Origin of the sequence: Rahnella sp. R3(2024) (assembly GCF_042920125.1) — a bacterium.
Taxonomy (GTDB): domain Bacteria; phylum Pseudomonadota; class Gammaproteobacteria; order Enterobacterales; family Enterobacteriaceae; genus Rahnella; species Rahnella rivi.
Genome location: NZ_JBHGBU010000001.1, coordinates 1,357,433 through 1,378,958, shown reverse-complemented (window position 1 = coordinate 1,378,958; position 21,526 = coordinate 1,357,433). Strand labels below are relative to the sequence as shown.

Sequence of the window (21,526 nt, the reverse complement as noted above, 5' to 3'; positions counted from 1 at the left end):
CGGCCTCCGGGAATGTTAGCCTGCATTGGCATGAATAACGTCAGCAATGATGGCGTTAACCGGTGCCAGATCCAGCGTCAGGGCCGTTGTCTGATACAGCGGTTCAGTACGCACTTTATTCGCCAGCACCAGACCATCACGGTTTTGCGTATCGACCGTGACCAGCGCCGACAAACCAATACGCAGCGGATGTTCTTTCACTTCCTGATCGTTAAGCTCGATACGCACCGGTAAACGCTGGACCACTTTGATCCAGTTGCCGGTGGCATTTTGCGCAGGTAACAGCGAGAACGCGCCGCCGGTACCCATGTCCATCCCCACCACTTTGCCGTGATATTTCACGTCATCACCGTACATATCGCTGACCACGGTCGCGGCCTGGCCGATACGCATATTGGCTAACTGTGTTTCTTTAAAGTTGGCATCCACCCAGATGTGATGAGCCGGTACTACCGCCATCAGCGCAGTGGAAGAGTTGATCTGCTGACCAATCTGTACCGCACGGCGGGAGACGAAACCGTCAATCGGGCTGCGCACTTTGGTGCGTTGCAAGGCGAGCCAGGCATCACGTACCTGCGCGGCAGCTTGTAAAACCTGCGGCTGCTTATCGACCGGCGTATCCAGAATCATCGCCTGATTGGCGTTGTATTGCTGAACGGCGACATCGTATTGTGCTTTCGCGGTATCCACGGCATCACGGGCGTGTTGCAGTTCCTCACGGCCAATCGCATCGACATTTCCCAGCACCACGCGACGCTTGAGGTCAGTCTGCGCCTGTTGCAACTGGGTCTGGCGCAGGGCGATATTGGCCTGATACTGCTTACCGTTGATGATCAGCTGATGCGTCTGGCGCACGCTGTTGGCCAGCGCCGTTTTAGAGCGCTCGAAAGCCTGCTCCGCATCGGTCGGATCGATCGTCACCAGCACGTCGCCTTTTTTCACAAAGTCGGTGCTGTCGAAATTCACGTCGGTCACGCTTCCCGACACCTGCGCCATAATCTGCACCTGATTACCGGCGACATAGGAGTCGTCGGTCGACTCGAAATGACGTAACACCAGCAGCCAGTAAAACAGGTAGGCGATGGCGATAATAATGAAAATCCCGGTCAACAAGAGCATCGCGGTTTTGCGCGTTTTTTTCTTATTTCTCGGAGCTTGCGGCGTTGCTGCCTGAGTTTCGGCATTTGCGCTCATGGTCTTCTCCACGCTGAGTCTGTGTAATTATTATGATTTTTGATCCGCAGCCGGGGCCTGATAGCCACCCCCGAGCGCACGGATAAGACTGATTTTTGCCTGCATCACCTGACTGCTGGCATTAAGTTGCGCCTGCTGTTGTTGCAGAAGCGCTGACTGGCTGGTCAACAGCTCATCCCGTCCGATGATGCCAGCGTTGTATCTTGCATCCGAAACGCGATACACCTCTTCCAGCGATTTCGCGGCAGAAGAAGCCTGCTGCAATTGTTCAACGCTGCTTTTCGAGACAGTGATGGCATCCGCAGTTTGCTGGATGGCGTTCAGGATGGTCTGGTTATACGACTCAACGGACTGGTCATATAACGCGGACTCTTCGCCCAGTTTGGCGCGCAGCGCACCGGCGTGGAAAATCGGCAGCGAAATCGCTGGCGTGATATTCCAGGCTTTGCTGGCGGCTTCCAGAAGATTCGGGCTGGTGCCTCCGTAGTTGGTGGTCGTCAGACCGCCGAAGGCGCTGATGGAAAGGCTTGGATAGAACTCTTTTTTCGCGGCGCTGACACGCTGGGAATAGGATTCGACCAGATCGCGCTGTGCGGCGATGTCAGGGCGTTTACCCAGCAAATCGAGAGTCAGCTCACCTTGGGGTGCCAGCGCGTCAGGGGATGGCAGTGCCACGGCGTGCAGCCCGTTCATGGCGTCGGGGCCACGACCGGCCAGTGCCGATAACTCATGGCGCAGTTGCTCGGTTTGCGACTTCAGCGTGATGATTTGTTGCTTCGCGCTGTCGGCCTGTGCCTGCGTCTGTTGCGGGATCTCAATGCCATATACGCCCGCCTGATACTGCGCTTTACGCAGATCGGCCAGACGCTGGTTGTTATCTACCTGATGTTGCAGAACGTCCTGAAGGGCCAGATTGGCCTGCAACTGATAATAGGCTGACGCCACCGAACTGGTCAGCGTCAGAGCGGCTTGCGCCTGTTCAGCACGGGCGGAATCCACCTGTGCTTTCGCGGCATTCACCTGATTGCGGTATTTTCCCCACCAGTCAAACTCATAGCTCAGATTCAGGCCGAGGCTGTTGCTGCTGTCATAGATAGGCGCTTCAGGGTAGCTGGTCAGAAACGGCGGAATGGTGTTTTTAGCCACACGTTCACGTCGCGTCGATCCATTCAAATCCAGATAAGGGCCATTGGCCGCATCCGCTTCGCCCATCACACTCTGCGCTTCGCGCACGCGCGCTGCCGCCTGACGTAACGACGGCGAGTTTTGCAACGTTGTGGTCATCAGGGCATCGAGTTGCGGGTCATTAAGACTGCGCCACCACTGTGGGCCGAGGGTCAGGGAGCTGACCTTTGCCTGCTGCAGATGAAGCTGTTGCGTATCCAGCAGCGACGACTGAGGAGCAATACTATTACTGGAGGCGCAGCCGGCCAAAATCAAAACGGCAAACAGCGGCGTAAGCCTCCAGCGAGCTTGGAGTGACATGTGTGGTTTACCTGAACAGAAATTTAGAATTGTTGCAGTGCTGTCGCATCCATCTGATCAAGGCGAGTTAACAGTTTGCGCGTCAGGGTTTCTAACTGCTTCTGTTCATCTGCGTCTAAGGTCGACCAGAGGAAATGCAGGCTCTTGTGTTGAGGCGGCAGTAACTTCTGAATAAAGGCTTCGCCATCAGCGGTCAGGTGCAAGTGCAGGCAACGGCGGTCGTTGTCGCTTTCACGGCGTTCGATCCATCCACGCTTTTCCAGCTCATCCGCAATGCGCGTGGCGTTGGTACGGGAAGACCCTAGTGCAGAACTCAGCTCAGAAGGCTGAATGCTGTGGCTTTCCTGCGCATCAAGCGTCAGTAACGCCATAAACAGGGTTTCGTTGATCCCTTGCGCTTTCAGCATTTTGTTGCGATTTTCCAGCAACTTACTTTGCATGTGCATACAAAGACGGGTCAGCAAAATTTCCTGATAAGGGAAATCTTTTTGCTTTTTAGCCCGGAAATTTAACATTTTTTCAATTGGCGAGAACGAACTGTCCATATGAGAAGCCTCATTAGTTACAGATGACATAGTAACGATGGTAATTAATAATATCAATGTTATGAATCACCAATTCTTTAGCAATTAGTGTGATTCATAACCCCGGTGAATTATTCGATGTTTAAAGCATTCAACAAACTTTGATTACGTGTTGCCAGAGCGTAAAAAAATAGCGGGTTTCACACCGCCATCAGCATCACCTTGAACACCAGGCCGTACGCCACGGCGCCAGTCAGCGTGGCAATAATGATGCTTTTTGTGCGCCAGAAAATCAGCGTCAGCAGCGTGAAACCGGCCAGTGACGGCAGCAGTCTTTGCGGGTCACGCATTACGTCCGGCGCGCCTGAAACCACCAGCAACGCACAAATCGAGGCGATACCAATGCTGTCGAGCACGCGGGAGAGCGGGCCGCTTTTCAGGCCACCTGAGGTTCGCCGCGCGCCGATGCGCAGGGGCAAATACCGGAACAGGTAATTGACCACGCCCACCAGCAGACACACCAGAATAACGTCAGTGCTCATCGGAGATGACCTCCGTCGCAGATGTCGCCTGGGGCCGTTGCAGCAGGGCGGCCAGGCAACCGGCCGCGAGCCCGCAGCCAATGGCGGCGGGAATTGACCAGAACATCAACCCGCTCAGAGCGCCGGCCAGCGAGGCAACAAACACCATGCTTTGCTGGCGCTTGAACGCCGCGAGCAGAAAACTCAGGAACAGCGCAGGCAACATAAACCCGAGCGCAGCCTCAACGGCGGGAAAATTTTCCAGCGGACCGTTGCCAAACAGCGCGCCGATGGCGGTGCCGAAAACCCAGGAAAGCCAGGACGAGAGCGCAATGCCACACATCCAGTCCTCGCTCCAGCTGCGTTTATCGCGAATAAGTTTGGTGGTGGCGGCGGCGAACACTTCATCGGTCAGGCCGAACGCCCAGAGCGCGGTTTTCCTGCCATTGAGTTTTCCCACCAGACGGTTACGCAAAGAGGGGCCGTACAGGACGTGTCTGACATCCATCGCCATGACCGTCAGGGCGCAAACCCATAAAGACATTCCGGCGCTGAGCAGCGCGGTAATCACAAACTGGCTGGCGCCTGCGTAGATAAGCACGGAGAACAACAGACTTTCAGCAGGGGTGAAGCCAAGTTTGACGGCGCTGAGGCCGAAAGCAAAAGCGATGGGCAGATAACCGATCACTACGGGCAGGCTGTCAGTCACACCTTGCCGGAAGGTGGAAACGCGGGCGGGATCAGGATTGGTTTGCATGGATGTATAAAACATTGTGAAACCGGAGTGTGGCCGGCGAATAATTCATGACGCAAACATTACCAGACTGTAAGTATTGTTAACACCCTTTGGTACAAATAAATTTCAGCAATGATTATTCGCAAGCTAATCAGGAGGGGTGATGATTCCCTCCTGATTCTATTTTAACCGCCCCGATAATCAGGCGAGTTTGTATTTATGTCCCTGCCACCAGACCAGCAGATTCAGTACGCACATCAGCGTGCCCGCGAGGGAAACGCCATACCAGCCCGCAGCCTGATAGGCCGAAGCCGACACCAGCGAGCCGACCGCGCCACCGATAAAGTAAGTGGTCATATAACCTGCCGTGAGGCGGTTACGTGCTTCGGGCATGGTTTTATAGATAACACTTTGGTTGGTGATGTGTACGCCCTGAACCGAAAGGTCCAAAACGATGATGCCGATAATCAGCGAGATAACCGAATGCTCACCGTAAGCAATCGCCGCCCACGACAGCAGCAGCAGGATTAACCCGGCGGTGGTGGTCAGATGCGCTTTGCCTTTATCGGCAAGATTGCCCGCACGGGTTGCCGCCAGCGCACCGGCCGCACCCACCAGACCAAACAGGCCGATCACCCCTTCGGAATAGTGATACGCCGGGCCGGCCAGCAGGAACGCCATCGAGGTCCACAAAATGCTGAAGTTAGCGAAGCAGAACATGCCCACCAGCGCACGGGTACGCAGTACCGGTGTGTGAATGAACAGCGAGAAAATAGATTTCAGCAGTTGCGGATAATTCAGATCGGTTTTCTGCTCATGTTTCGGCAGTTTGCGCCACAGCACCAGCGCCATGACGATCATCAGCGCACTCGCGACCCAATACACCGTACGCCAGCCGCCCAGTGACGCCAAAGCACCCGCGACGGTTCGCGCCAGCAAAATGCCCAGCAGCAGGCCTGACATAATCAGCCCGACCACTTTTCCGCGACGTTCCGGCTCCGCCAGCGTGGCTGCCAGTGGCACCAGAATCTGTGCGACCACGGAAAACAGCCCGGTCAGCGCGGTGCCCACTAACATTATGGTCAGCGTCGGTGCCATGGCGGTAATCAGTAATCCGGCGGCGGAAAGCAGTGTCATCAGCACAATCAGGCCGCGACGTTCAAACATATCGCCCAGCGGCACGATAAACATCAGCCCGCAGGCATAACCGAGTTGCGCGACGGTGACGATAAAACCGGCCTGATTGACCGACAGGCTGAACGCGCGGGCAATGGTTTCCAGCAGCGGCTGCGGGTAATAGTTACTGGCGACGGCAAGCCCGGTGGCAATCGCCATCAGAATGATCAGCGCCGGGCTGAGTGGAGAATGTGTTGTAGTTTTTTTCATAGTGAGAATAAACGGATCTTATTGAAGGAGCAGGGAAATGCGAGCGACGATTATCGTTATGCTAAAAATATTAAACCAATGAATAGTTTTAATGGCAACTATCTGGTTTTGTAATAGAGGTTTTATCGTACATAAAAACGGGCGGAGATTTCTCCCCGCCCGTTGCTGTTCCTGCGTTCGTTACTGGCTTATTTCGCGGCGGCAGCCGCTTCTTTTACCCAGCCGTCGAACTGTTCCTGGTGGGCTTTGATCCAGCCATCCGTCTGCGCGGAGATGTCAGCATCGGAATTTTTACCGGCGTGCATCGCGGCATTCTGCGCATTGATGTCTTTCAGTGGCAGTTTCATGATGGCAAACAGTTTTGCAGCCGCCGGGTTTTTCTCAGCCCAGGCTTTGTTCGCCACGATGTGCATGGTGCTCACCGGGAAACCATAGTTTTTACCGTTTGGCAGTTTGGTATCGGCGTTTTTATCGCCCGGCACCACGGAGAACGGTACCTGCATCCACAGTACGTCTTTACCTGGGATCAGCACGTTGCTCACCCAGTACGGCGTCCAGGTGTAATAGAAGATGGGTTTACCTTCTTTGTAACGCGTGATGGTGTCGGCAATCATCGCAGAGTAGTTACCCTGATTGTGCGTCACGGTATTTTCCAGACCATAGGCTTTCAGCTGCTCATTGAGCGCAGCTTCACAACCCCAGCCCGGCGTACAACCGGTCAGATCGGCTTTGCCGTCACCGTTGGTATCAAACAGTTTGGCCAGTTTCGGATCTTTCAGCTGTTCGATATTGGTGATGTGATATTTCTCGGCGGTTTTCTTATCGATAAGCCAGCCCTGTGCCGCGCCGGTTACGTATGTCCCTTCGCGGTAAAAGACTTTGTCGCCACCGGCGGCTTTGTACATTTCATCATGCAAGGGTGACCAGTTAACGGCGGTGAACGTTGCATCACCCGCAGCCAGCGTGGTGTAGCCGACGTTGTAATCGACCTCACGGGTTGGCTGAACGTCATAGCCCAGTTTTTCCAGTGCTTTGCTGACCAGCTCTGTCTGAAAAGACTCTTCGCTGATGGTGCTCTGAACCGGTGTGACGCTGATGCCTTTACCCGGCAGATCGGCGGCGAAAGTGGTGGCAGTGGCGAGCGTGGTAAGAGCGGCAACCGCCCAGATTCCTGTCTTCTTCATAAATTCCTCGGATTGTTGTTATTCATTATTTTGCGGCAGCGGCGGCTTCTTTGATCCAGCCGTCGAAAGTGGCCTGATGCGCTTTGATCCAGCCGTCAACGTGTTGCTGAATGTCGGCTGAAGAGGATTCCCCTTCATGCATCCGCAGGTTCTGTGCATTCACGTCGCTCAGTGGCAGTTGCATGATGGCGAACAGTTTTGCTGCTGCCGGGTTTTTCTCAGCCCAGGCTTTGTTCGCGACAATGTGCTCGTTATTGACCGGGAAACCGTAGTTTTTGCCGTTAGGCAGCGTGGTATCCATGTCTTTCTGTGAGCCCGGTGTGGCCGAGAACGGCACGGTCAGCCAGACCACGTCTTTGCCGGGTTTCAGTTCGTTGCTCACCCAGTACGGTGTCCAGGTGAAATACAGCACCGGCTTGCCGGATTTATAGCGGGTCAGCGTGTCGGCGATAATGGCCGAATAGTTGCCCTCGTTTTGCGTCACGGTATCGCTCAGGCCATAGGCTTTGATTTGCGTATTCACTACCGCGCCGCACACCCAGCCCGGATTACAACCGGCCATATCGGCTTTTCCGTCTCCGTCGGCGTCAAACAGTTTGGCGAGTTTCGGATCTTTCAGCTGCGATAAATCATGAATGTTGTATTTGTCAGCGGTTTTCTTGTCGATCAGATAACCCTGCGCCGCGCCCTTGATGTAAGTGCCCTGACGGTAGAACTTCTGGTCGCCACCGGCTGCGGTGTACATGTCTTTTTGCAGCGGCTCCCAGTTCACGGCCATATAGGTAGAATCGCCGCTGGCAATCGCGGTGTAGGCGACGTTGTAATCCACTTCGCCGGTTTGCTGAACGTCATAACCGAGTTTTTCCAGCGCGCGGTTGACCAGTTCGGTCTGGAATGTTTCTTCCGCGATGGTGCTTTGCAACGGTTTGACGACCACGCCTTTACCCGGTAAATCGGCAGCGAAAGCGGCAGGTGTCGCCACTGCTAATGCGAGGATGAGTGTTTTGATCGGTGTTTTATTCTGAGTTGTGCGCATGGTGAACCCTTATTCTTGCTGGTGAATACGTAAGAGTGGACTGCGTTTTTTCGCTTTGAGAGTTCCCGGCGGCGAACCGCCGGGAGAAGTGCAGTGCCTGAATCAGGCTTTTTTGGCGAATGGCTTCATCACCAGGCCGACAGGACCGCGGGTGAACCAGCGGTGACCGCCTTTACTGCGGCTGTCGCGACCCATGGACTGCGTCAGACGGTCGAGGATGATGGCGAGGATAACGATACCCGCACCCCCGACTGAGGCCAGACCCATGTCCAGACGGCCAATACCGCGCAAGACCATCTGACCCAGACCGCCCACGGCGATCATCGAGGCGATAACCACCATCGACAGCGCCAGCATCAGCGTCTGGTTAATACCGGCCATGATGGTCGGCATGGCCAGCGGCAGCTGTACTTTGAACAGCAACTGGCGCGGGCTGGAACCAAACGACTTGGCGGCTTCGATCAGATCTTCCGGCACCTGATTGATACCCAGAATGGTCAGACGCACCACCGGCGGCAGGGCAAAGATGATCGTCACGACCACGCCCGGCACGTTACCGATACCAAACAACATCACGATCGGCACCAGATACACGAACGCCGGTGTGGTTTGCATGGCATCAAGCAGCGGCCTGATAATTTTCGCCGCCCGCTGACTGCGCGCCAGCCATATTCCGAGCGGAAGGCCTATCAGAATACAGAAGAACAGCGACGTCAGAACCAGCGCCAGCGTCACCATTGCCTGTGACCAGGCACCGATCGCGCCGATCAGGACCAGAGACACCAGCGTGGCGGCACCCATGCCTAACCCCGCCATCTGCCAGGCGATCAGCGCAAACACTAAGATCGCAATCGGTGCAGGCAGCGTTTCCAGACCGTGCTGGAAGCCGCTCAGGACGAAGTCGACCGGCACGCGGATCCCCTGGAATACCGGACGGAAATTCGTGACCAGCCAGTCGATCCCTTCCGTCACCCAATGGTCGAGCGGGATCAGCGTACTGTGGAACGGATCGAGAATAGAAAAATGCTGATGCTGTTCGGGTGCAACGCTCAGCCAGTCATTGGCCTGTGCTGCGGCGTGGTGCGTGGTATCCGGCGCGCTGGTAGCGGCATCGCTGCCGCCGCCCCAGGGATCGCTGCTGCCCGCATCGGCTGGCGCAGCAGAAGTGGCGGCGTCAGCTTGTGGCGCCACACCGCCGCTGGCGTTATCGGCACTCCACGGATCGATGGACGGATCCAGCGCCTGAGCCTGTGCGGCCTGAGCGTGCTGAGTGACTGAGTTCGTGATATGTGAAGTGCTCATTCGTTACCCCCTTCTTTGTCCAGCGCCTGAAGCAGCATGGCTTTGGAAATAATACCGATATAGTTATTGTCCTCATTGACCACCGGCACGGCGCAAGGCGCAGCGGCGACCAGAGAAATCAGTTCGCTGAGCGGCATGTCTGCCTGCACCGGTGCCGGAGATTCCAGCAGGGCGCTTTCCAGCGGCTGATTAGCTTTCAGCGCGGTTTTCAGGGATTCGATCGACACAACGCCGATGAATTTCTGTCCACGTTCAAGCACATAACCATATTCGCGGTCTTCATCTTCCAGCAGCTTAAGCGCGGCACGGGGACCAAAACCGGGAGTTTTACGAATGAGTGCGCCACGACGGCGCGCAATGTCTTTGGCACTGAATACCTGACTGATATCCACGCCGCGGAAGAAGGTACGGACATAGTCGTTGGCCGGGTTATTCAGAATGTCTTCCGGTGTGCCGACCTGTACCACTTCGCCGCCCTGCATAATAGCGATGCGATCGCCGATGCGCATGGCTTCATCTAAGTCATGAGAAATAAACACGATGGTGCGCTGATGCTGAGCCTGAAGCTTCACCAGCTCATCCTGCATTTCGGTACGGATTAACGGGTCAAGCGCCGAGAAGGCCTCATCCATCAGCAGAATGTCGGGGTTATTGGCCATGGCGCGGGCCAAGCCCACACGCTGACGCATACCGCCGGACAGTTCATCAGGATAAGAATTAGCATAGTTTTCCAGCCCGACCTGACGCAGCGCATCCAGCGCTTTGGCATTACGCTCTTCCACCGGCAGACCGGCGAGCTCCATCCCGAACGCGGTGTTATTCAACACGGTCAGGTGTGGCATCAGCGCAAAGGACTGAAACACCATACTGATTTTGCTTCGGCGCACCTGGCGCAGTTTTGCTTCTGAGATTTTAGCGATGTCTTCGCCGTCGATCAGCACTTCGCCGCGGGTGGGCTCTATCAGACGATTGAGAAGGCGTACCATGGTGGACTTACCGGAACCGGATAACCCCATGATGACGAAAATCTCGCCTTCTTCAATGGCCAGACTGGCATCTTTAACGCCAAGTGACAGACCGGTTTTCTCAAAAATTTCTTCTTTACCCTTGCCTGCGTCGATCATCTTGAAAGCGCGATCCGGGTTTTCGCCAAATACCTTATAAAGATTCTTTACTTCGATTTTAATTGCCATGCAATGTGCATTCCTTGGATATAAATAGCCGTATCGGCTCGATGTCTAGTTTTTCTGTTGGACCGTATAGGATCTTACCTGTAACGAAATAGTGAACGCGTTATACCCTAACACATCGACATTCTGAGACAAGTCTCAATGTTTCCGAGGAATATTCATGATTGTGTTCCTGGTTACCTATTTATCTGTATTTGCAGTGTTTAATTACGGTAAATCCGCATTGACAATTAATGACACATTACCCAGTACGATAACGGGGGGTTAGCCGCTAATTTAACGGCAGTGCATTTTTGCTTTTAATATATTTAAGTAATTGATTTTATTGGTTTTAATATCTTTTGTTTTTGTGGGGTTTTAGGGTGAAATAATTGCGTGATTTATATCAAATTAATGCCGCTCAACCGGTGCGTATTGACAGGTGTAAATAGAGATTTCAGATTTATGTGAAAGGCGTGAATTTACCGGTTGTCTGAAAGCGACATGCGTTGTGAAATTATCGTCTGAAGCAGTGGGGGAGGCGGGAAATTCGCCGGCGATGAGGCCGGCGGTGCGGGGGAAATTGGTCAGGAAAAACAGCCGAAATTCGTCCTCAGGATGCGGATTTTTCCGGGTCTGCTATTTTGCGATACAGCCGCCTCGGGTGGCCGATATTTCCATACTGCATCTCGACGCCGATAAAGCCCATTTCCACGCAATATTCCAGATAACGGCGGCCGGTGGTTTTGCTGATCCCGACCTCTTCCACCACCTGTTCAACAGACCAACTGACCTCCGGCCTTGCGTTAAATACCCGCTGAACCAGTTCCAGCGTATTGGGCTCGATGCCTTTCGCGGAAGGGGCGGGCGGCGTGTCGCTGGCGGGCAGGTTGAACAACCGGTCCAGCGCACGCTGATCGACCACTTTGACATGGCGCAGCGTTTGTACCAGCTGCATAAAACGTTCAAGCGAGCTGCGCAGGCGATGGAAAGACACCGGTTTGATGATGTAATCGAACGCGCCGCTGCGCATGGCCTGGCTACAGGTTTGCATATCGCTGGCGGCGGTAATGAAAATCACCGAGCAGTCGAAGCTTTTCAGTAACGGGCTGTCAATCAGATCCACGCCCTGGCCGTCGGGCAAATAGTTATCCAGCAGGATCAACCGTGGCTGATGCAATCTCAGCTGCGTACGCGCCTGCTCAAGCGTCGAGGCCAGGCCGACCACGCGCAGATTGAAATTTTGTTCGATAAAATCGCGGTGCAGACCAGCAAGGTGCGGTTCATCTTCCACAATCACGACATCGAGTGCGCTGCTGTTATTCATGTTTCTTTCCTGTTGAAGCATCCGACGTCGTCGGGATAAACACTGAAAAAATCGTACCCTGCGGCGTATTGTCTGAGATTTCGATGCTGCCGCCCGCCTGACGGACGTAACTCGCCACCAGATACAGACCGATGCCATGTTCTGCACCGGTCATCTCATCGCCGCTCAGCGGCTTGGTGGTGACGCCCTGTTCGAACAGATGCGGCTTGAGGGCATCGTCCACGCCGCCGCCGCGATCGGCCACCTCAATCAGCAGTTCGTGGTTTCTGTCGGAAATGTACAGCTCCACCGGCACAGCCGCTGTCCCGGCGTTGAGGGTGGCGTCCACGGCGTTGTCCAGCAGATTACCGATAACCGACATCAGCTCGGTTTCACTGATGGCCGCCGGAATGCGCAGTAACTGACAGGCCGGATCGAACGCCAGCTCGACGCCTTTTTCCCGCGCGCTGACGTATTTCCCCAGCAGCAGGCCGCACAGCGCAGGCGACGTAAAGCGCGCCGACACAAAATCCAGCACGGCCTGCGCGCCTTCGGACTGCGCCTGAATGTAGCGCATCGCATCGTCGTAGCGCTGCATTTGCAGCAAACCGGCCAGCGTCGCGGTCCAGTTCAGCTGTTCATGACGCATGATGCGCAGGTTATCCGCATAGCGTTTCACCTGGCTTAGCTGGCTGCTCAGCGTATTAATGTCATTTTTATCGCGAAAGCTGAATACCCATCCGCTCTCTTTGCCGGGCTCCAGCTCAATCGGAACGCGGTTAACAATCACCTGTCGCTGATTAAGCACGGTAATCTGATCGTGGCGGCTGCTGCTGGCGGGGTTATCTTCCGCGACACCGCTTTGGGTAAAGAATGTCGGCGGCGTTTCAAGCACCTCATCCAGCGGTTTGCCGAGCAGCTGGTTTTCGGGCTGACGAATATCCAGCAGTTCTCTTGCCGCGCGGTTAATTAAAATCAGCTGCTTCTGGCCGTCAATTGCAAATACACCTTCATACATGGCTTCCAGTAAGGCTTTTTGCTGGCGCACCAGCAGCGCAATATCTTTGGGTTCCAGCCAGAACATCTGTTTTTTTACATTGCGGGTAAACACCCACGAAAAAATAAACAGCAGCAGTAAAAGCAGCATGCCGTATAAACCGGCCTGCGCCAGACGGCGGCCATTGATATTGTCGATGTAAGACGTCAGATAACCGACGGAAACAATGCCGATCACCTGTTTACTGGCATTCAGGATCGGCGCCTTGCTGCGTAATGACACGCCAATCCCGCCCTGACGCACCGAAATAATGGTTTTGCCGGCCAGCACTTCTGCGTTATCCCCGCCAATCATCGGCAGATCTATTCGCTCCGGCGATTCGGAATGATAAAGATGTCGCTCGCGCACGTCGCCAATGACGATATAACTGGCATCGCTTTGATCACGCAGCGGCTGAATTAACCGGGCAATGCCCGCCACGTCGCGATCGGCGACTTTCTGCGCCAGCCCCGGCATCAGCGCGATTTCACTGGCCTGAACCCGTGCCCGCTGGCCGAGATCGTGATGCAGTTGCCGGTCGATCACGTGAAATAAAATCGCGCCCAGCAGCGCTAACAGCAGGCACGAAAATAACACCAGAGATAAGAAGAGTTTTACCTGAAAAGGTAATCTGCGTTTCATACAACCTGCCACGGAGAAAGTCACCTGCCACGGGGAAAATCAAAAGCCACACATCGAATAACCCTATCACGGCACAAATGCCATCGTCATCGGGCAACGGCAGAGTTGTGAACGGGCAATTAAATTCGTCTTTATTTCACGCAGTAACTACAGGGTTAATATGGGTTTTTACTACTAATCTGATAATCCTTATAAATGCCGTCGCATTAACACCATAAAAACCATAACAACCTTAATCCCTGCGGGTTTAATTTGAACAAACTCACATCCGCCCTGACGCCCTGTTTTTTATGCTGGCACTCTCAATAAAAAGTCACGATAAGAAAAGGGCGATGTCATGAGCACAACCGACGATTCCTACATTGTTGTTAAAGAAGACACCAAAAAATCCACAGCCTCCGCCAGACAAAAATGGTGGCATATTTTGGATAACTACAAGATAGGGATTATTCCGCTGCCTTTCTTCCTGCTGGCGGGGGTGCTTATCCTGCTCGATTGCCTCAATGGCAAACTGCCGAGCGATATCGTCGTGATGGTGGCCACGCTGGCCTTCTTCGGATTTGCCTGCGGCGAGTTTGGCAAACGCCTGCCGGTGGTGGGAAAACTGGGCGCGGCGGCGATCTGCGCCACCTTTATACCTTCAGCGATGGTGCATTACGGCCTGCTGCCGGACGTCGTGGTGGATTCCACGGTGAAATTCTACAAATCCACCAACATTCTCTATCTCTACATTTGCTGCATTATCGTCGGCAGCATCATGAGCATGAACCGTCAGGTGCTGATCCAGGGGTTTATGCGCATATTTGTGCCGATGCTGTGCGGTGAAATTGTTGGGATGCTTGCCGGGATGGCCGTGGGTACGGCGTTAGGGTTACCGCCGGTGCAAACTTTCTTCTTCCTGATCCTGCCGATCATGGCCGGTGGGGTGGGCGAAGGGGCGATCCCGCTGTCGATGGGTTACGCCACGCTATTGCATATGGAGCAAGGCGTGGCGCTGGGCCGTATTCTGCCGATCGTCATGCTGGGCAGCCTGACGGCGATCGTGCTGGCTGGCGTACTTAATCAGATCGGCAAACGGTATCCGCATCTGACCGGCGAAGGCCAACTGATGCCTTCTAAAAAAGGCCAGATGGGCAGCGGCACCGACGAGTTTGAGGGCAATCCGGGTGTGAATGCGCTGGCCTGCGGTGCGCTGCTGGCGATCTTGTTGTACATGGTGGGCATGCTTGGACAGAAGTGGATCGGCCTGCCCGCGCCGGTCGGCATGTTATTTGCGGCAGTGGTGGTGAAGCTGGCGAACGGGATTTCTCCGACCATTCAGCACGGATCGATGGCGGTTTATAAATTCTTCCGCACCGCCGTGACTTACCCGGTGCTGTTCGCGGTCGGCGTGGCGATCACCCCGTGGCAGGAGCTGATCGACGCTTTTACCGTGCAAAACCTGCTGGTGATCGTCACCACGGTGGTGGCGCTGGTGGCGACCGGTTTTTACGTCGGCAAGAAAATCGGTATGCACCCGATCGATGTGGCGATCGTTTCCTGCTGCCAGAGCGGGCAGGGTGGCACCGGCGATGTGGCGATCCTCACGTCCGGTAACCGCATGACGCTGATGCCGTTCGCGCAAATTGCCACGCGTATCGGCGGGGCGATCAACGTTTCCGTCGGGCTTTTCGTGCTGGCGAAGTTTTTCTCCTGAGCCTTTCTCCGCGCCCTCCTGCGGGAGGGCGTTGTTTCATAGGATAATTTCGGTGAGTCCTATTATGGACTGTTTTTCGGCTGGTTATTTTTCACCTGTCGTTTATTATTTGCGCACTCAACGACGAGTCACCCGCCCCGTTTGCTGGTTTACAGGTAAGGAAGAATAATATTTTTCAGAAAAGATCTCTCACATGTTTCGTTTTAAAACATTTATCTCTGCATTATTAATTTCTTCTCCTTTATTAGTCAGCATGAATTCTTTTGCATTTGATTTGCCAGGTGAATTCAGGGCGATCGGTAACCATCAGTTTGCCGACAATGAACTTTTCAATATAAAAGAATCCGCCGTTTATGACGGAAATACAGGCCGGTCAAAAAACATTAAATCGGCGTTGTTATCTGAATATTCAAACTGGAAAGGCACTCAGTATCACTGGGGCGGCACCACACACCAGGGGGTGGATTGCTCCGCGCTGATGCAGCATATCTTTAATGATTCACTGCACAAAAAATTACCGCGCACCACGTTTGAACAAATCAGGAATGGCCGGGCAGTCAGTAAAAATAATCTTAAACCCGGCGATTTAGTGTTTTTCAAAACCACGCCGGGGGATCGCCACGTTGGCGTATACATCGGTGAAGATCAATTTATTCATGCTTCCAAAATTGAAGGCGTCACTATTTCTTCACTGGATAATCAGTATTGGGTAGACCATTACGAAACGGCTCGCCGTTTAGAACTCACCGCATAACGCTTTATAAATAACCATAAAAGTTAAAATTGCGGGATATTTATGGTTTCGATTTATATTTCGTAAATGATGAAATAAGTATTTCTAAATTGAAATACGACTATTTTTAGCAGAGAATTATTTAGCGGTTCGTCACTATCTCACTTGTTTAGGATATTTTATGAAGTCAGTTTCAACCCGAAGTATTGCAGGAATGCTCGCTGTTATTGTTATTGCAGGCTCCATGCTTGCAGGATGTGATTATAAATCTACCGGAGACAAAAATATGAAATTCGCAAATATTGAGCAAATCATGATCGACTCAGGCCTGGCAGCTCAGGAAAAAACGCATCTGGAACAGGTGCATCAGAGCCTGCAGGACGGCGCCAAATTAGTGGAAGAGAATTATAAAACGCTGCCACAGGATAAAGTTCCTCAGGCCCGTCAGGCTGATGCTAACGTACTGAATGCACAATGGCAGGCTCAACAAATGGCTGCGCGTAATGCTGTAGTAGCAGAAGTGAAAACGGTCACGGAGCAATACCGTGAAGCGCATAAAATTGATGCAATCATGCCTGTGCAAAGTGCAATGAGTTATTCAAAAGATCTGGATGTGACGGCGGATCTGGTGGCCAAACTGAAAGATGTGAAAATCAAATTTGGTGAAGTGCCGACTATTTCTCATAAAGAAGCTGCACCGGCAACCGCTCAGCCTGCTAAAGAACCCGCTGAAAGCGTGAAATAATCAGCAGCACCCGTTGTTAATAATGTTTTAAATGAAAGCTAAGTGCCCCTAATTAAATGACCCTGTATCGGGTGTTTAATTAAGGGCACTTTTTTTTGCCATCTTATTTATCGGAAGATGCCTGCCACAGATTCAGTTGCCCGTCCGCCACATGCTTATCTATCGCCGTTAACTCTTCAGTTGTGAAACGCAGATTTTCCAGCGCTTTCACGTTTTCATCCAGTTGCTCAGGGCGGCTGGCCCCGATCAGCACCGACGTCACACGTTCGTCTTTCAGTAACCAGCTCAGCGCCATCTGCGCCATGGTCTGGCCGCGCTGCTGCGCCATCTCATTGAGCAGTTGCAGACTTTTCAGATTGGCTTCGCTGAGCATATTGGCATTCAGCCCGCGCACTTTATTCCCTTCCACCTGCATCCGCGACCCGTCCGGGATCCCGTTGAGATATTTACCGGTCAGCAGGCCCTGCGCCAGCGGCGTAAACGCGATACAGCCCGCGCCGTTTTGCTCCAGCGTATCCAGCAAACCGCTCTTATCGACCCAGCGGTTGAGCAAATTGTAAGACGGCTGATGAATAAGCAGCGGTACTTTCAGCTCACGTAACAGCTCCGCCATTTTCTGCGTGCGTTCCGGTGAATAAGACGAAATCCCGACATACAGCGCTTTGCCACTTTGCACCGCATACGCCAGCGCGGCAGCGGTTTCTTCCATCGGTGTTTCTTCATCCACACGGTGCGAATAGAAGATATCAACGTAATCCAGCCCCATGCGTTGCAGGCTCTGGTCGAGGCTCGCCAGCAGATATTTGCGTGAACCGCCCGCACCGTAAGGCCCCGGCCACATGTCGTATCCGGCTTTGGTCGAGATGATCAGCTCATCGCGATAAGGGGCAAAATCCTGTTTGAGCAAACGCCCAAAATTCTCTTCGGCGGAACCCGGAGGCGGGCCATAGTTATTGGCTAAATCGAAATGGGTAATGCCTAAATCGAAGGCTTTTTGCAGCAAGGCGCGTTGTGATTCCAGCGGGCTGACGTGGCCGAAGCTATGCCACAGGCCGAGCGAAAGGGCGGGGAGTTTTAAACCGCTCTGACCGCAGCGGCGAAATTGCATGGTTTCATAGCGGGAGGGGGAGGCCGTATAAGGCATGATGTTTCCTTTTTCTGATCGTGTAGGGTTTTGAAACACTGTTTCTATACTAACGCTCAGAAAAATAACGGCAACAGCAGAAAGCGGGGTTTATGTCAGCCCTCCGCAATGAAGGGGAGGGCGAAGACATCAGAAATCCCAGTCCTCATCTTCGGTGTTAACGGCTTTGCCGATCACATAGGAAGAGCCGGATCCGGAGAAGAAATCGTGGTTTTCGTCGGCGTTAGGCGACAATGCGGAAAGGATCGCCGGATTCACATCCGCCATGCTGGCCGGGAACAGGGCTTCGTAGCCGAGGTTCATCAGCGCTTTATTGGCGTTGTAATGCAGAAATTTCTTCACATCCTCGCTCCAGCCGACGCCGTCGTACAGTTCTTCGGTGTAGCGGATCTCGTTGTCGTACAGATCCTGAATCAGATCAAACGCCTGCTCTTTGATCTGACGCTGACGCTCTTCGCTTTCCAGCGCCAGCGCTTTCTGGAATTTATAGCCGATGTAGTAACCGTGAACGGCTTCATCGCGGATGATCAGACGGATCAGATCGGCAGTGTTGGTCAGTTTGGCGCGGCTCGACCAGTACATCGGCAGATAGAAACCGGAATAAAACAGGAAGGATTCGAGGAACACGCTGGCGACTTTCTTCATCAGCGGATCTTCGCCGTCGTAATACGACAAAATGATCGCCGCTTTATTTTGCAGCGCGACGTTTTCTTCGCTCCAGCGGTAGGCCTCATCCACGTCCACGGTGGCGCACAGCGTCGAGAAAATCGAGCTGTAAGAACGCGCATGCACCGCTTCCATAAAGCAGATATTCGAGTAAACCGCCTCTTCGTGTGGCGTCACCGCATCTTTCATCAGCGTCGGCGCGCCGACCACGTTTTGCACGGTATCCAGCAGCGTCAGGCCGGTAAACACGCGGATGGTCAGCTGCTTTTCCTGCGCGCTCAGCGTCGCCCAGGACGGAATATCGTTCGACAGCGGCAGCTTTTCCGGCAGCCAGAAGTTGGAGGTCAGACGGTTCCACACTTCCAGATCTTTATCGTCCTGGATTTTGTTCCAGTTGATGGCTTTGCTGACTGGCTGCGGTACTAACAATTGTTTTACTGCACTCATTTTATCGTCCTTTCAATCGGTTACAGCGTACAGGAAACGCAGCCCTGAACTTCAGTGCCTGCCAGCGCCATCTGACGCAGCCGAATGTAATAAATGGTTTTGATGCCTTTGCGCCAGGCGTAAATCTGCGCTTTGTTGATGTCGCGCGTGGTGGCGGTATCGCGGAAGAACAGCGTCAGCGACAGCCCCTGATCGACGTGCTGCGTGGCTTCGGCATAGGTATCGATAATTTTTTCCGGCCCGATGTCGTAGGCATCCTGGTAGTAATCCAGATTGTCGTTGGTCATAAACGCCGCCGGATAATAGACACGGCCAATCTTGCCCTCTTTGCGGATTTCCACGCGGGACACAATCGGGTGAATACTCGACGTCGAATTATTGATGTAAGAAATAGAGCCGGTCGGCGGCACCGCCTGTAAATTCTGGTTATACAGCCCATGCTGCATCACGGAAGCTTTCAGCGCCGCCCAGTCTGCGGTGGTCGGAAGGGCAATTCCGGCGTTGGCAAACAGTTCGCGCACGCGGTCCGTTTTCGGCTGCCATTTTTTGGCCTGCGCGTCATCGACATATTTGTCGAAATAGGTGCCGCTGGCGTAGGTGGAATCGTTGAAACCTTTAAACGACTGCTGGCGCTCAATGGCGATCTGGTTCGACGCGCGGATCGCATGGAAAGCCACGGCGCAGAAATAGATATTGGTGAAATCCAGACCTTCTTCCGAGCCGTAATAAATACGCTCACGGCACAGATAACCGTGCAAATTCATCTGACCCAGGCCGATGGCGTGTGAATCCTGATTTCCCTGATCGATAGACGGCACCGAGCGGATGTTGCTCATGTCCGACACGGCGGTCAGCGCACGCACGGCCATTTCCACCGTGTTGCCGAAATCCGGTGAATCCATCGCCGAGGCGATATTCAACGAGCCGAGATTACAGGAGATATCTTTACCGATTTCCTGATAGGAGAGGTCTTCGCCGTAGATGGTCGGTGAATTCACCTGCAAAATCTCCGAACACAGGTTGCTCATGTTGATGCGACCTTTGATCGGATTGGCACGGTTGACCGTGTCTTCAAACATCATGTACGGATAGCCAGATTCAAACTGAATTTCCGCCAGCACCTGGAAGAATTCACGCGCGTTGATTTTGCTTTTGTGAATGCGCTTGTCATTCACCATCTCGCGGTATTTCTCGCTGATGCTGATTTCAGACATCGGCACGCCATACACTTTTTCGACGTGATACGGCGAGAACAGGTACATATCTTCGTTGTTCTTCGCCAGTTCGAAAGTGATGTCCGGAATGACCACGCCCAGCGAGAGCGTTTTAATGCGGATTTTTTCGTCGGCGTTTTCACGTTTGGTATCGAGGAAACGCAAAATGTCCGGGTGATGGGCGTTCAGATAGACCGCGCCCGCGCCCTGACGTGCCCCCAGCTGGTTAGCGTAAGAGAACGCATCTTCCAGCATTTTCATGATCGGAATGACGCCGGAAGACTGGTTTTCGATGCGCTTAATCGGCGCGCCCACTTCGCGGATGTTGGTCAGCATAAACGCCACACCGCCGCCGCGTTTGGACAATTGCAACGCCGAGTTTACCGAACGCCCGATAGATTCCATGTTGTCTTCGATACGCAACAGGAAACAGGACACCAGCTCGCCGCGCTGTTTTTTGCCGCAGTTGAGGAACGTCGGCGTTGCGGGCTGGAAGCGGCCGGAAATGATCTCATCGACAAAATGACCGGCGAGCTGAATGTCGCCGCGCGCCAGCGTCAGCGCCACCATGCACACGCGATCTTCATAACGCTCGAGGTAACGCTTGCCGTCGAACGTTTTCAGCGTGTAGCTGGTGTAATACTTGAATGCGCCCAGAAAGGTCTGGAAGCGGAATTTTTTGGCGTAAGCCTGTTTGAACAACGCTTTAATATCGTCAAATGCGTACTGATCCAGCACCGCGGCTTCGTAATAACCTTCTTCCACCAGATAGCGCAACTTCTCTGCCAGATTATGGAAAAACACGGTGTTTTGATTCACGTGTTGCAGAAAATACTGACGCGCCGCCAGCCGGTCTTTATCGAACTGGATGCGACCTTCGGCATCGAACAGATTGAGCATGGCGTTGAGCGCGTGATAGTCCGGGCTGGAGGTGTCCGCCTCGGTGAGATTCATTTCTGTCGTTGCCAAAATTCAGTAACTCCCTGTGTAACCTTTGCAACGTCTTCCGGCGTACCCAGTAATTCAAAGCGATACAGGTAAGGCACCTGACACTTCTGGGCGATGATGTCACCGGCAATGCAATACGCTGCGCCGAAATTGGTATTCCCGGCGGCGATAACGCCGCGGATGAGTGAACGGTTGTGTTCATCGTTCAGAAAACGGATCACTTGTGTCGGTACCGCGCCTTTGGCCGATCCGCCGCCGTAGCTCGGCACCACTAAAATGTACGGTAAGTCGACACGCAATTTTTCAGGCTGGCGATCTATCGGGATGCGGATCGCCGGCAATCCTGTTCTGCCGACGAAGCGATGGGTGTTTTCTGAACTGCTGGAAAAATAGACCAACGGATTCATCCGCC

The 21,526-nt window shown here is 53.5% G+C and carries 19 protein-coding genes; 3 read left to right on the top strand and 16 right to left on the bottom strand.

Going from position 1 to position 21,526, the window contains the following annotated elements:
* Positions 1 to 15 precede the first annotated feature (15 nt).
* From emrA to ABSH60_RS06050, 12 genes are all read right to left on the bottom strand, one after another.
* Positions 16 to 1,194, bottom strand: a complete 1,179-nt coding sequence (emrA, locus tag ABSH60_RS06105) for a multidrug efflux MFS transporter periplasmic adaptor subunit EmrA (RefSeq protein ID WP_056782012.1) — start codon at positions 1,192 to 1,194, stop codon at positions 16 to 18.
* 30 nt (positions 1,195 to 1,224) lie between these two features.
* Entirely contained in the window at positions 1,225 to 2,679 is a 1,455-nt protein-coding gene (locus ABSH60_RS06100) for an efflux transporter outer membrane subunit (RefSeq protein ID WP_122097065.1), read from the bottom strand.
* Between the two features lie 23 nt (positions 2,680 to 2,702).
* Complete coding sequence (gene mprA / locus ABSH60_RS06095) at positions 2,703 to 3,224, bottom strand: transcriptional repressor MprA (protein WP_056782008.1); 522 nt, start codon at positions 3,222 to 3,224, stop codon at positions 2,703 to 2,705.
* A 179-nt stretch (positions 3,225 to 3,403) separates the two neighbouring features.
* Positions 3,404 to 3,745, bottom strand: coding sequence for an L-valine transporter subunit YgaH (gene ygaH / locus ABSH60_RS06090; protein ID WP_183850168.1), 342 nt, complete (start codon positions 3,743 to 3,745; stop codon positions 3,404 to 3,406).
* Positions 3,735 to 4,496: an AzlC family ABC transporter permease gene (locus ABSH60_RS06085; protein WP_371414336.1), complete on the bottom strand. Its 762-nt coding sequence runs from the start codon at positions 4,494 to 4,496 to the stop codon at positions 3,735 to 3,737. The genes ygaH and ABSH60_RS06085 overlap by 11 nt, the downstream gene beginning before the upstream one ends.
* A gap of 165 nt (positions 4,497 to 4,661) precedes the next feature.
* The gene (locus ABSH60_RS06080) at positions 4,662 to 5,846 is read right to left on the bottom strand and encodes an MFS transporter (protein ID WP_390973166.1); all 1,185 of its coding nucleotides are present in this window, start codon (positions 5,844 to 5,846) and stop codon (positions 4,662 to 4,664) included.
* Positions 5,847 to 6,034: 188 nt separating this feature from the next.
* Positions 6,035 to 7,030 carry a glycine betaine/L-proline ABC transporter substrate-binding protein ProX gene (gene proX / locus ABSH60_RS06075; protein WP_056782002.1) on the bottom strand — a complete coding sequence of 332 codons (996 nt, stop codon included), beginning with the start codon at positions 7,028 to 7,030 and terminating at the stop codon, positions 6,035 to 6,037.
* Positions 7,031 to 7,055: 25 nt separating this feature from the next.
* Positions 7,056 to 8,066 (bottom strand): glycine betaine/L-proline ABC transporter substrate-binding protein ProX, encoded by a 1,011-nt coding sequence (gene proX, locus ABSH60_RS06070; protein ID WP_056782000.1) that lies wholly within the window; start codon positions 8,064 to 8,066, stop codon positions 7,056 to 7,058.
* Between the two features lie 102 nt (positions 8,067 to 8,168).
* Positions 8,169 to 9,368: a glycine betaine/L-proline ABC transporter permease ProW gene (gene proW / locus ABSH60_RS06065; RefSeq protein WP_122097062.1), complete on the bottom strand. Its 1,200-nt coding sequence runs from the start codon at positions 9,366 to 9,368 to the stop codon at positions 8,169 to 8,171.
* On the bottom strand, positions 9,365 to 10,561 hold the full coding sequence (gene proV / locus ABSH60_RS06060; RefSeq protein WP_056781996.1) for a glycine betaine/L-proline ABC transporter ATP-binding protein ProV: 1,197 nt from the start codon (positions 10,559 to 10,561) through the stop codon (positions 9,365 to 9,367). The genes proW and proV overlap by 4 nt, the downstream gene beginning before the upstream one ends.
* Positions 10,562 to 11,150: 589 nt before the next feature.
* The gene (locus ABSH60_RS06055; RefSeq protein ID WP_056781995.1) at positions 11,151 to 11,864 is read right to left on the bottom strand and encodes a response regulator; all 714 of its coding nucleotides are present in this window, start codon (positions 11,862 to 11,864) and stop codon (positions 11,151 to 11,153) included.
* Positions 11,857 to 13,521 carry a sensor histidine kinase gene (locus ABSH60_RS06050; protein WP_136377427.1) on the bottom strand — a complete coding sequence of 555 codons (1,665 nt, stop codon included), beginning with the start codon at positions 13,519 to 13,521 and terminating at the stop codon, positions 11,857 to 11,859. Before ABSH60_RS06050 ends, ABSH60_RS06055 begins: the two co-directional genes overlap by 8 nt.
* A gap of 337 nt (positions 13,522 to 13,858) precedes the next feature.
* Between ABSH60_RS06050 and ABSH60_RS06045 the strand changes: the two genes are divergently transcribed.
* The 3 genes from ABSH60_RS06045 (at position 13,859) to ABSH60_RS06035 (ending at position 16,695) form a co-directional block, all read left to right on the top strand.
* A complete protein-coding gene (locus tag ABSH60_RS06045; RefSeq protein WP_122097060.1) occupies positions 13,859 to 15,217 on the top strand; it encodes a 2-hydroxycarboxylate transporter family protein in 1,359 nt (452 codons plus the stop codon).
* A gap of 193 nt (positions 15,218 to 15,410) precedes the next feature.
* On the top strand, positions 15,411 to 15,971 hold the full coding sequence (locus tag ABSH60_RS06040) for an NlpC/P60 family protein (RefSeq protein ID WP_056781989.1): 561 nt from the start codon (positions 15,411 to 15,413) through the stop codon (positions 15,969 to 15,971).
* Between the two features lie 265 nt (positions 15,972 to 16,236).
* Positions 16,237 to 16,695 (top strand): hypothetical protein, encoded by a 459-nt coding sequence (locus ABSH60_RS06035; protein ID WP_136374640.1) that lies wholly within the window; start codon positions 16,237 to 16,239, stop codon positions 16,693 to 16,695.
* A 103-nt stretch (positions 16,696 to 16,798) separates the two neighbouring features.
* On the opposite strand, the gene mgrA is transcribed toward ABSH60_RS06035, so the two are convergent.
* The 4 genes from mgrA to nrdI all read right to left on the bottom strand — a co-directional run bounded on the left by mgrA (position 16,799) and on the right by nrdI (position 21,521).
* Positions 16,799 to 17,839: an L-glyceraldehyde 3-phosphate reductase gene (gene mgrA / locus ABSH60_RS06030; protein ID WP_390973162.1), complete on the bottom strand. Its 1,041-nt coding sequence runs from the start codon at positions 17,837 to 17,839 to the stop codon at positions 16,799 to 16,801.
* Between the two features lie 129 nt (positions 17,840 to 17,968).
* Positions 17,969 to 18,952, bottom strand: coding sequence for a class 1b ribonucleoside-diphosphate reductase subunit beta (gene nrdF / locus ABSH60_RS06025; protein ID WP_056781984.1), 984 nt, complete (start codon positions 18,950 to 18,952; stop codon positions 17,969 to 17,971).
* Between the two features lie 20 nt (positions 18,953 to 18,972).
* The gene (nrdE, locus tag ABSH60_RS06020; RefSeq protein WP_390973160.1) at positions 18,973 to 21,135 is read right to left on the bottom strand and encodes a class 1b ribonucleoside-diphosphate reductase subunit alpha; all 2,163 of its coding nucleotides are present in this window, start codon (positions 21,133 to 21,135) and stop codon (positions 18,973 to 18,975) included.
* Positions 21,117 to 21,521: a class Ib ribonucleoside-diphosphate reductase assembly flavoprotein NrdI gene (nrdI, locus tag ABSH60_RS06015; RefSeq protein WP_056781980.1), complete on the bottom strand. Its 405-nt coding sequence runs from the start codon at positions 21,519 to 21,521 to the stop codon at positions 21,117 to 21,119. Before nrdI ends, nrdE begins: the two co-directional genes overlap by 19 nt.
* Positions 21,522 to 21,526 lie beyond the last annotated feature (5 nt).

What these genes read in the sequence shown, in the direction of transcription:
- ABSH60_RS06045 (WP_122097060.1), top strand. Translation starts at nt 13,859, where the DNA reads ATGAGCACAACCGACGATTCCTACATTGTTGTTAAAGAAGACACCAAA.
- mprA (WP_056782008.1), bottom strand. Translation starts at nt 3,224, where the DNA reads ATGGACAGTTCGTTCTCGCCAATTGAAAAAATGTTAAATTTCCGGGCT.
- proV (WP_056781996.1), bottom strand. Translation starts at nt 10,561, where the DNA reads ATGGCAATTAAAATCGAAGTAAAGAATCTTTATAAGGTATTTGGCGAA.
- proX (WP_056782000.1), bottom strand. Translation starts at nt 8,066, where the DNA reads ATGCGCACAACTCAGAATAAAACACCGATCAAAACACTCATCCTCGCA.
- proW (WP_122097062.1), bottom strand. Translation starts at nt 9,368, where the DNA reads ATGAGCACTTCACATATCACGAACTCAGTCACTCAGCACGCTCAGGCC.
- mgrA (WP_390973162.1), bottom strand. Translation starts at nt 17,839, where the DNA reads ATGCCTTATACGGCCTCCCCCTCCCGCTATGAAACCATGCAATTTCGC.
- nrdI (WP_056781980.1), bottom strand. Translation starts at nt 21,521, where the DNA reads ATGAATCCGTTGGTCTATTTTTCCAGCAGTTCAGAAAACACCCATCGC.
- nrdF (WP_056781984.1), bottom strand. Translation starts at nt 18,952, where the DNA reads ATGAGTGCAGTAAAACAATTGTTAGTACCGCAGCCAGTCAGCAAAGCC.
- ABSH60_RS06085 (WP_371414336.1), bottom strand. Translation starts at nt 4,496, where the DNA reads ATGTTTTATACATCCATGCAAACCAATCCTGATCCCGCCCGCGTTTCC.
- ABSH60_RS06050 (WP_136377427.1), bottom strand. Translation starts at nt 13,521, where the DNA reads ATGAAACGCAGATTACCTTTTCAGGTAAAACTCTTCTTATCTCTGGTG.
- ABSH60_RS06100 (WP_122097065.1), bottom strand. Translation starts at nt 2,679, where the DNA reads ATGTCACTCCAAGCTCGCTGGAGGCTTACGCCGCTGTTTGCCGTTTTG.
- ABSH60_RS06080 (WP_390973166.1), bottom strand. Translation starts at nt 5,846, where the DNA reads ATGAAAAAAACTACAACACATTCTCCACTCAGCCCGGCGCTGATCATT.
- emrA (WP_056782012.1), bottom strand. Translation starts at nt 1,194, where the DNA reads ATGAGCGCAAATGCCGAAACTCAGGCAGCAACGCCGCAAGCTCCGAGA.
- ABSH60_RS06035 (WP_136374640.1), top strand. Translation starts at nt 16,237, where the DNA reads ATGAAATTCGCAAATATTGAGCAAATCATGATCGACTCAGGCCTGGCA.
- ABSH60_RS06040 (WP_056781989.1), top strand. Translation starts at nt 15,411, where the DNA reads ATGTTTCGTTTTAAAACATTTATCTCTGCATTATTAATTTCTTCTCCT.
- ABSH60_RS06055 (WP_056781995.1), bottom strand. Translation starts at nt 11,864, where the DNA reads ATGAATAACAGCAGCGCACTCGATGTCGTGATTGTGGAAGATGAACCG.
- ygaH (WP_183850168.1), bottom strand. Translation starts at nt 3,745, where the DNA reads ATGAGCACTGACGTTATTCTGGTGTGTCTGCTGGTGGGCGTGGTCAAT.
- proX (WP_056782002.1), bottom strand. Translation starts at nt 7,030, where the DNA reads ATGAAGAAGACAGGAATCTGGGCGGTTGCCGCTCTTACCACGCTCGCC.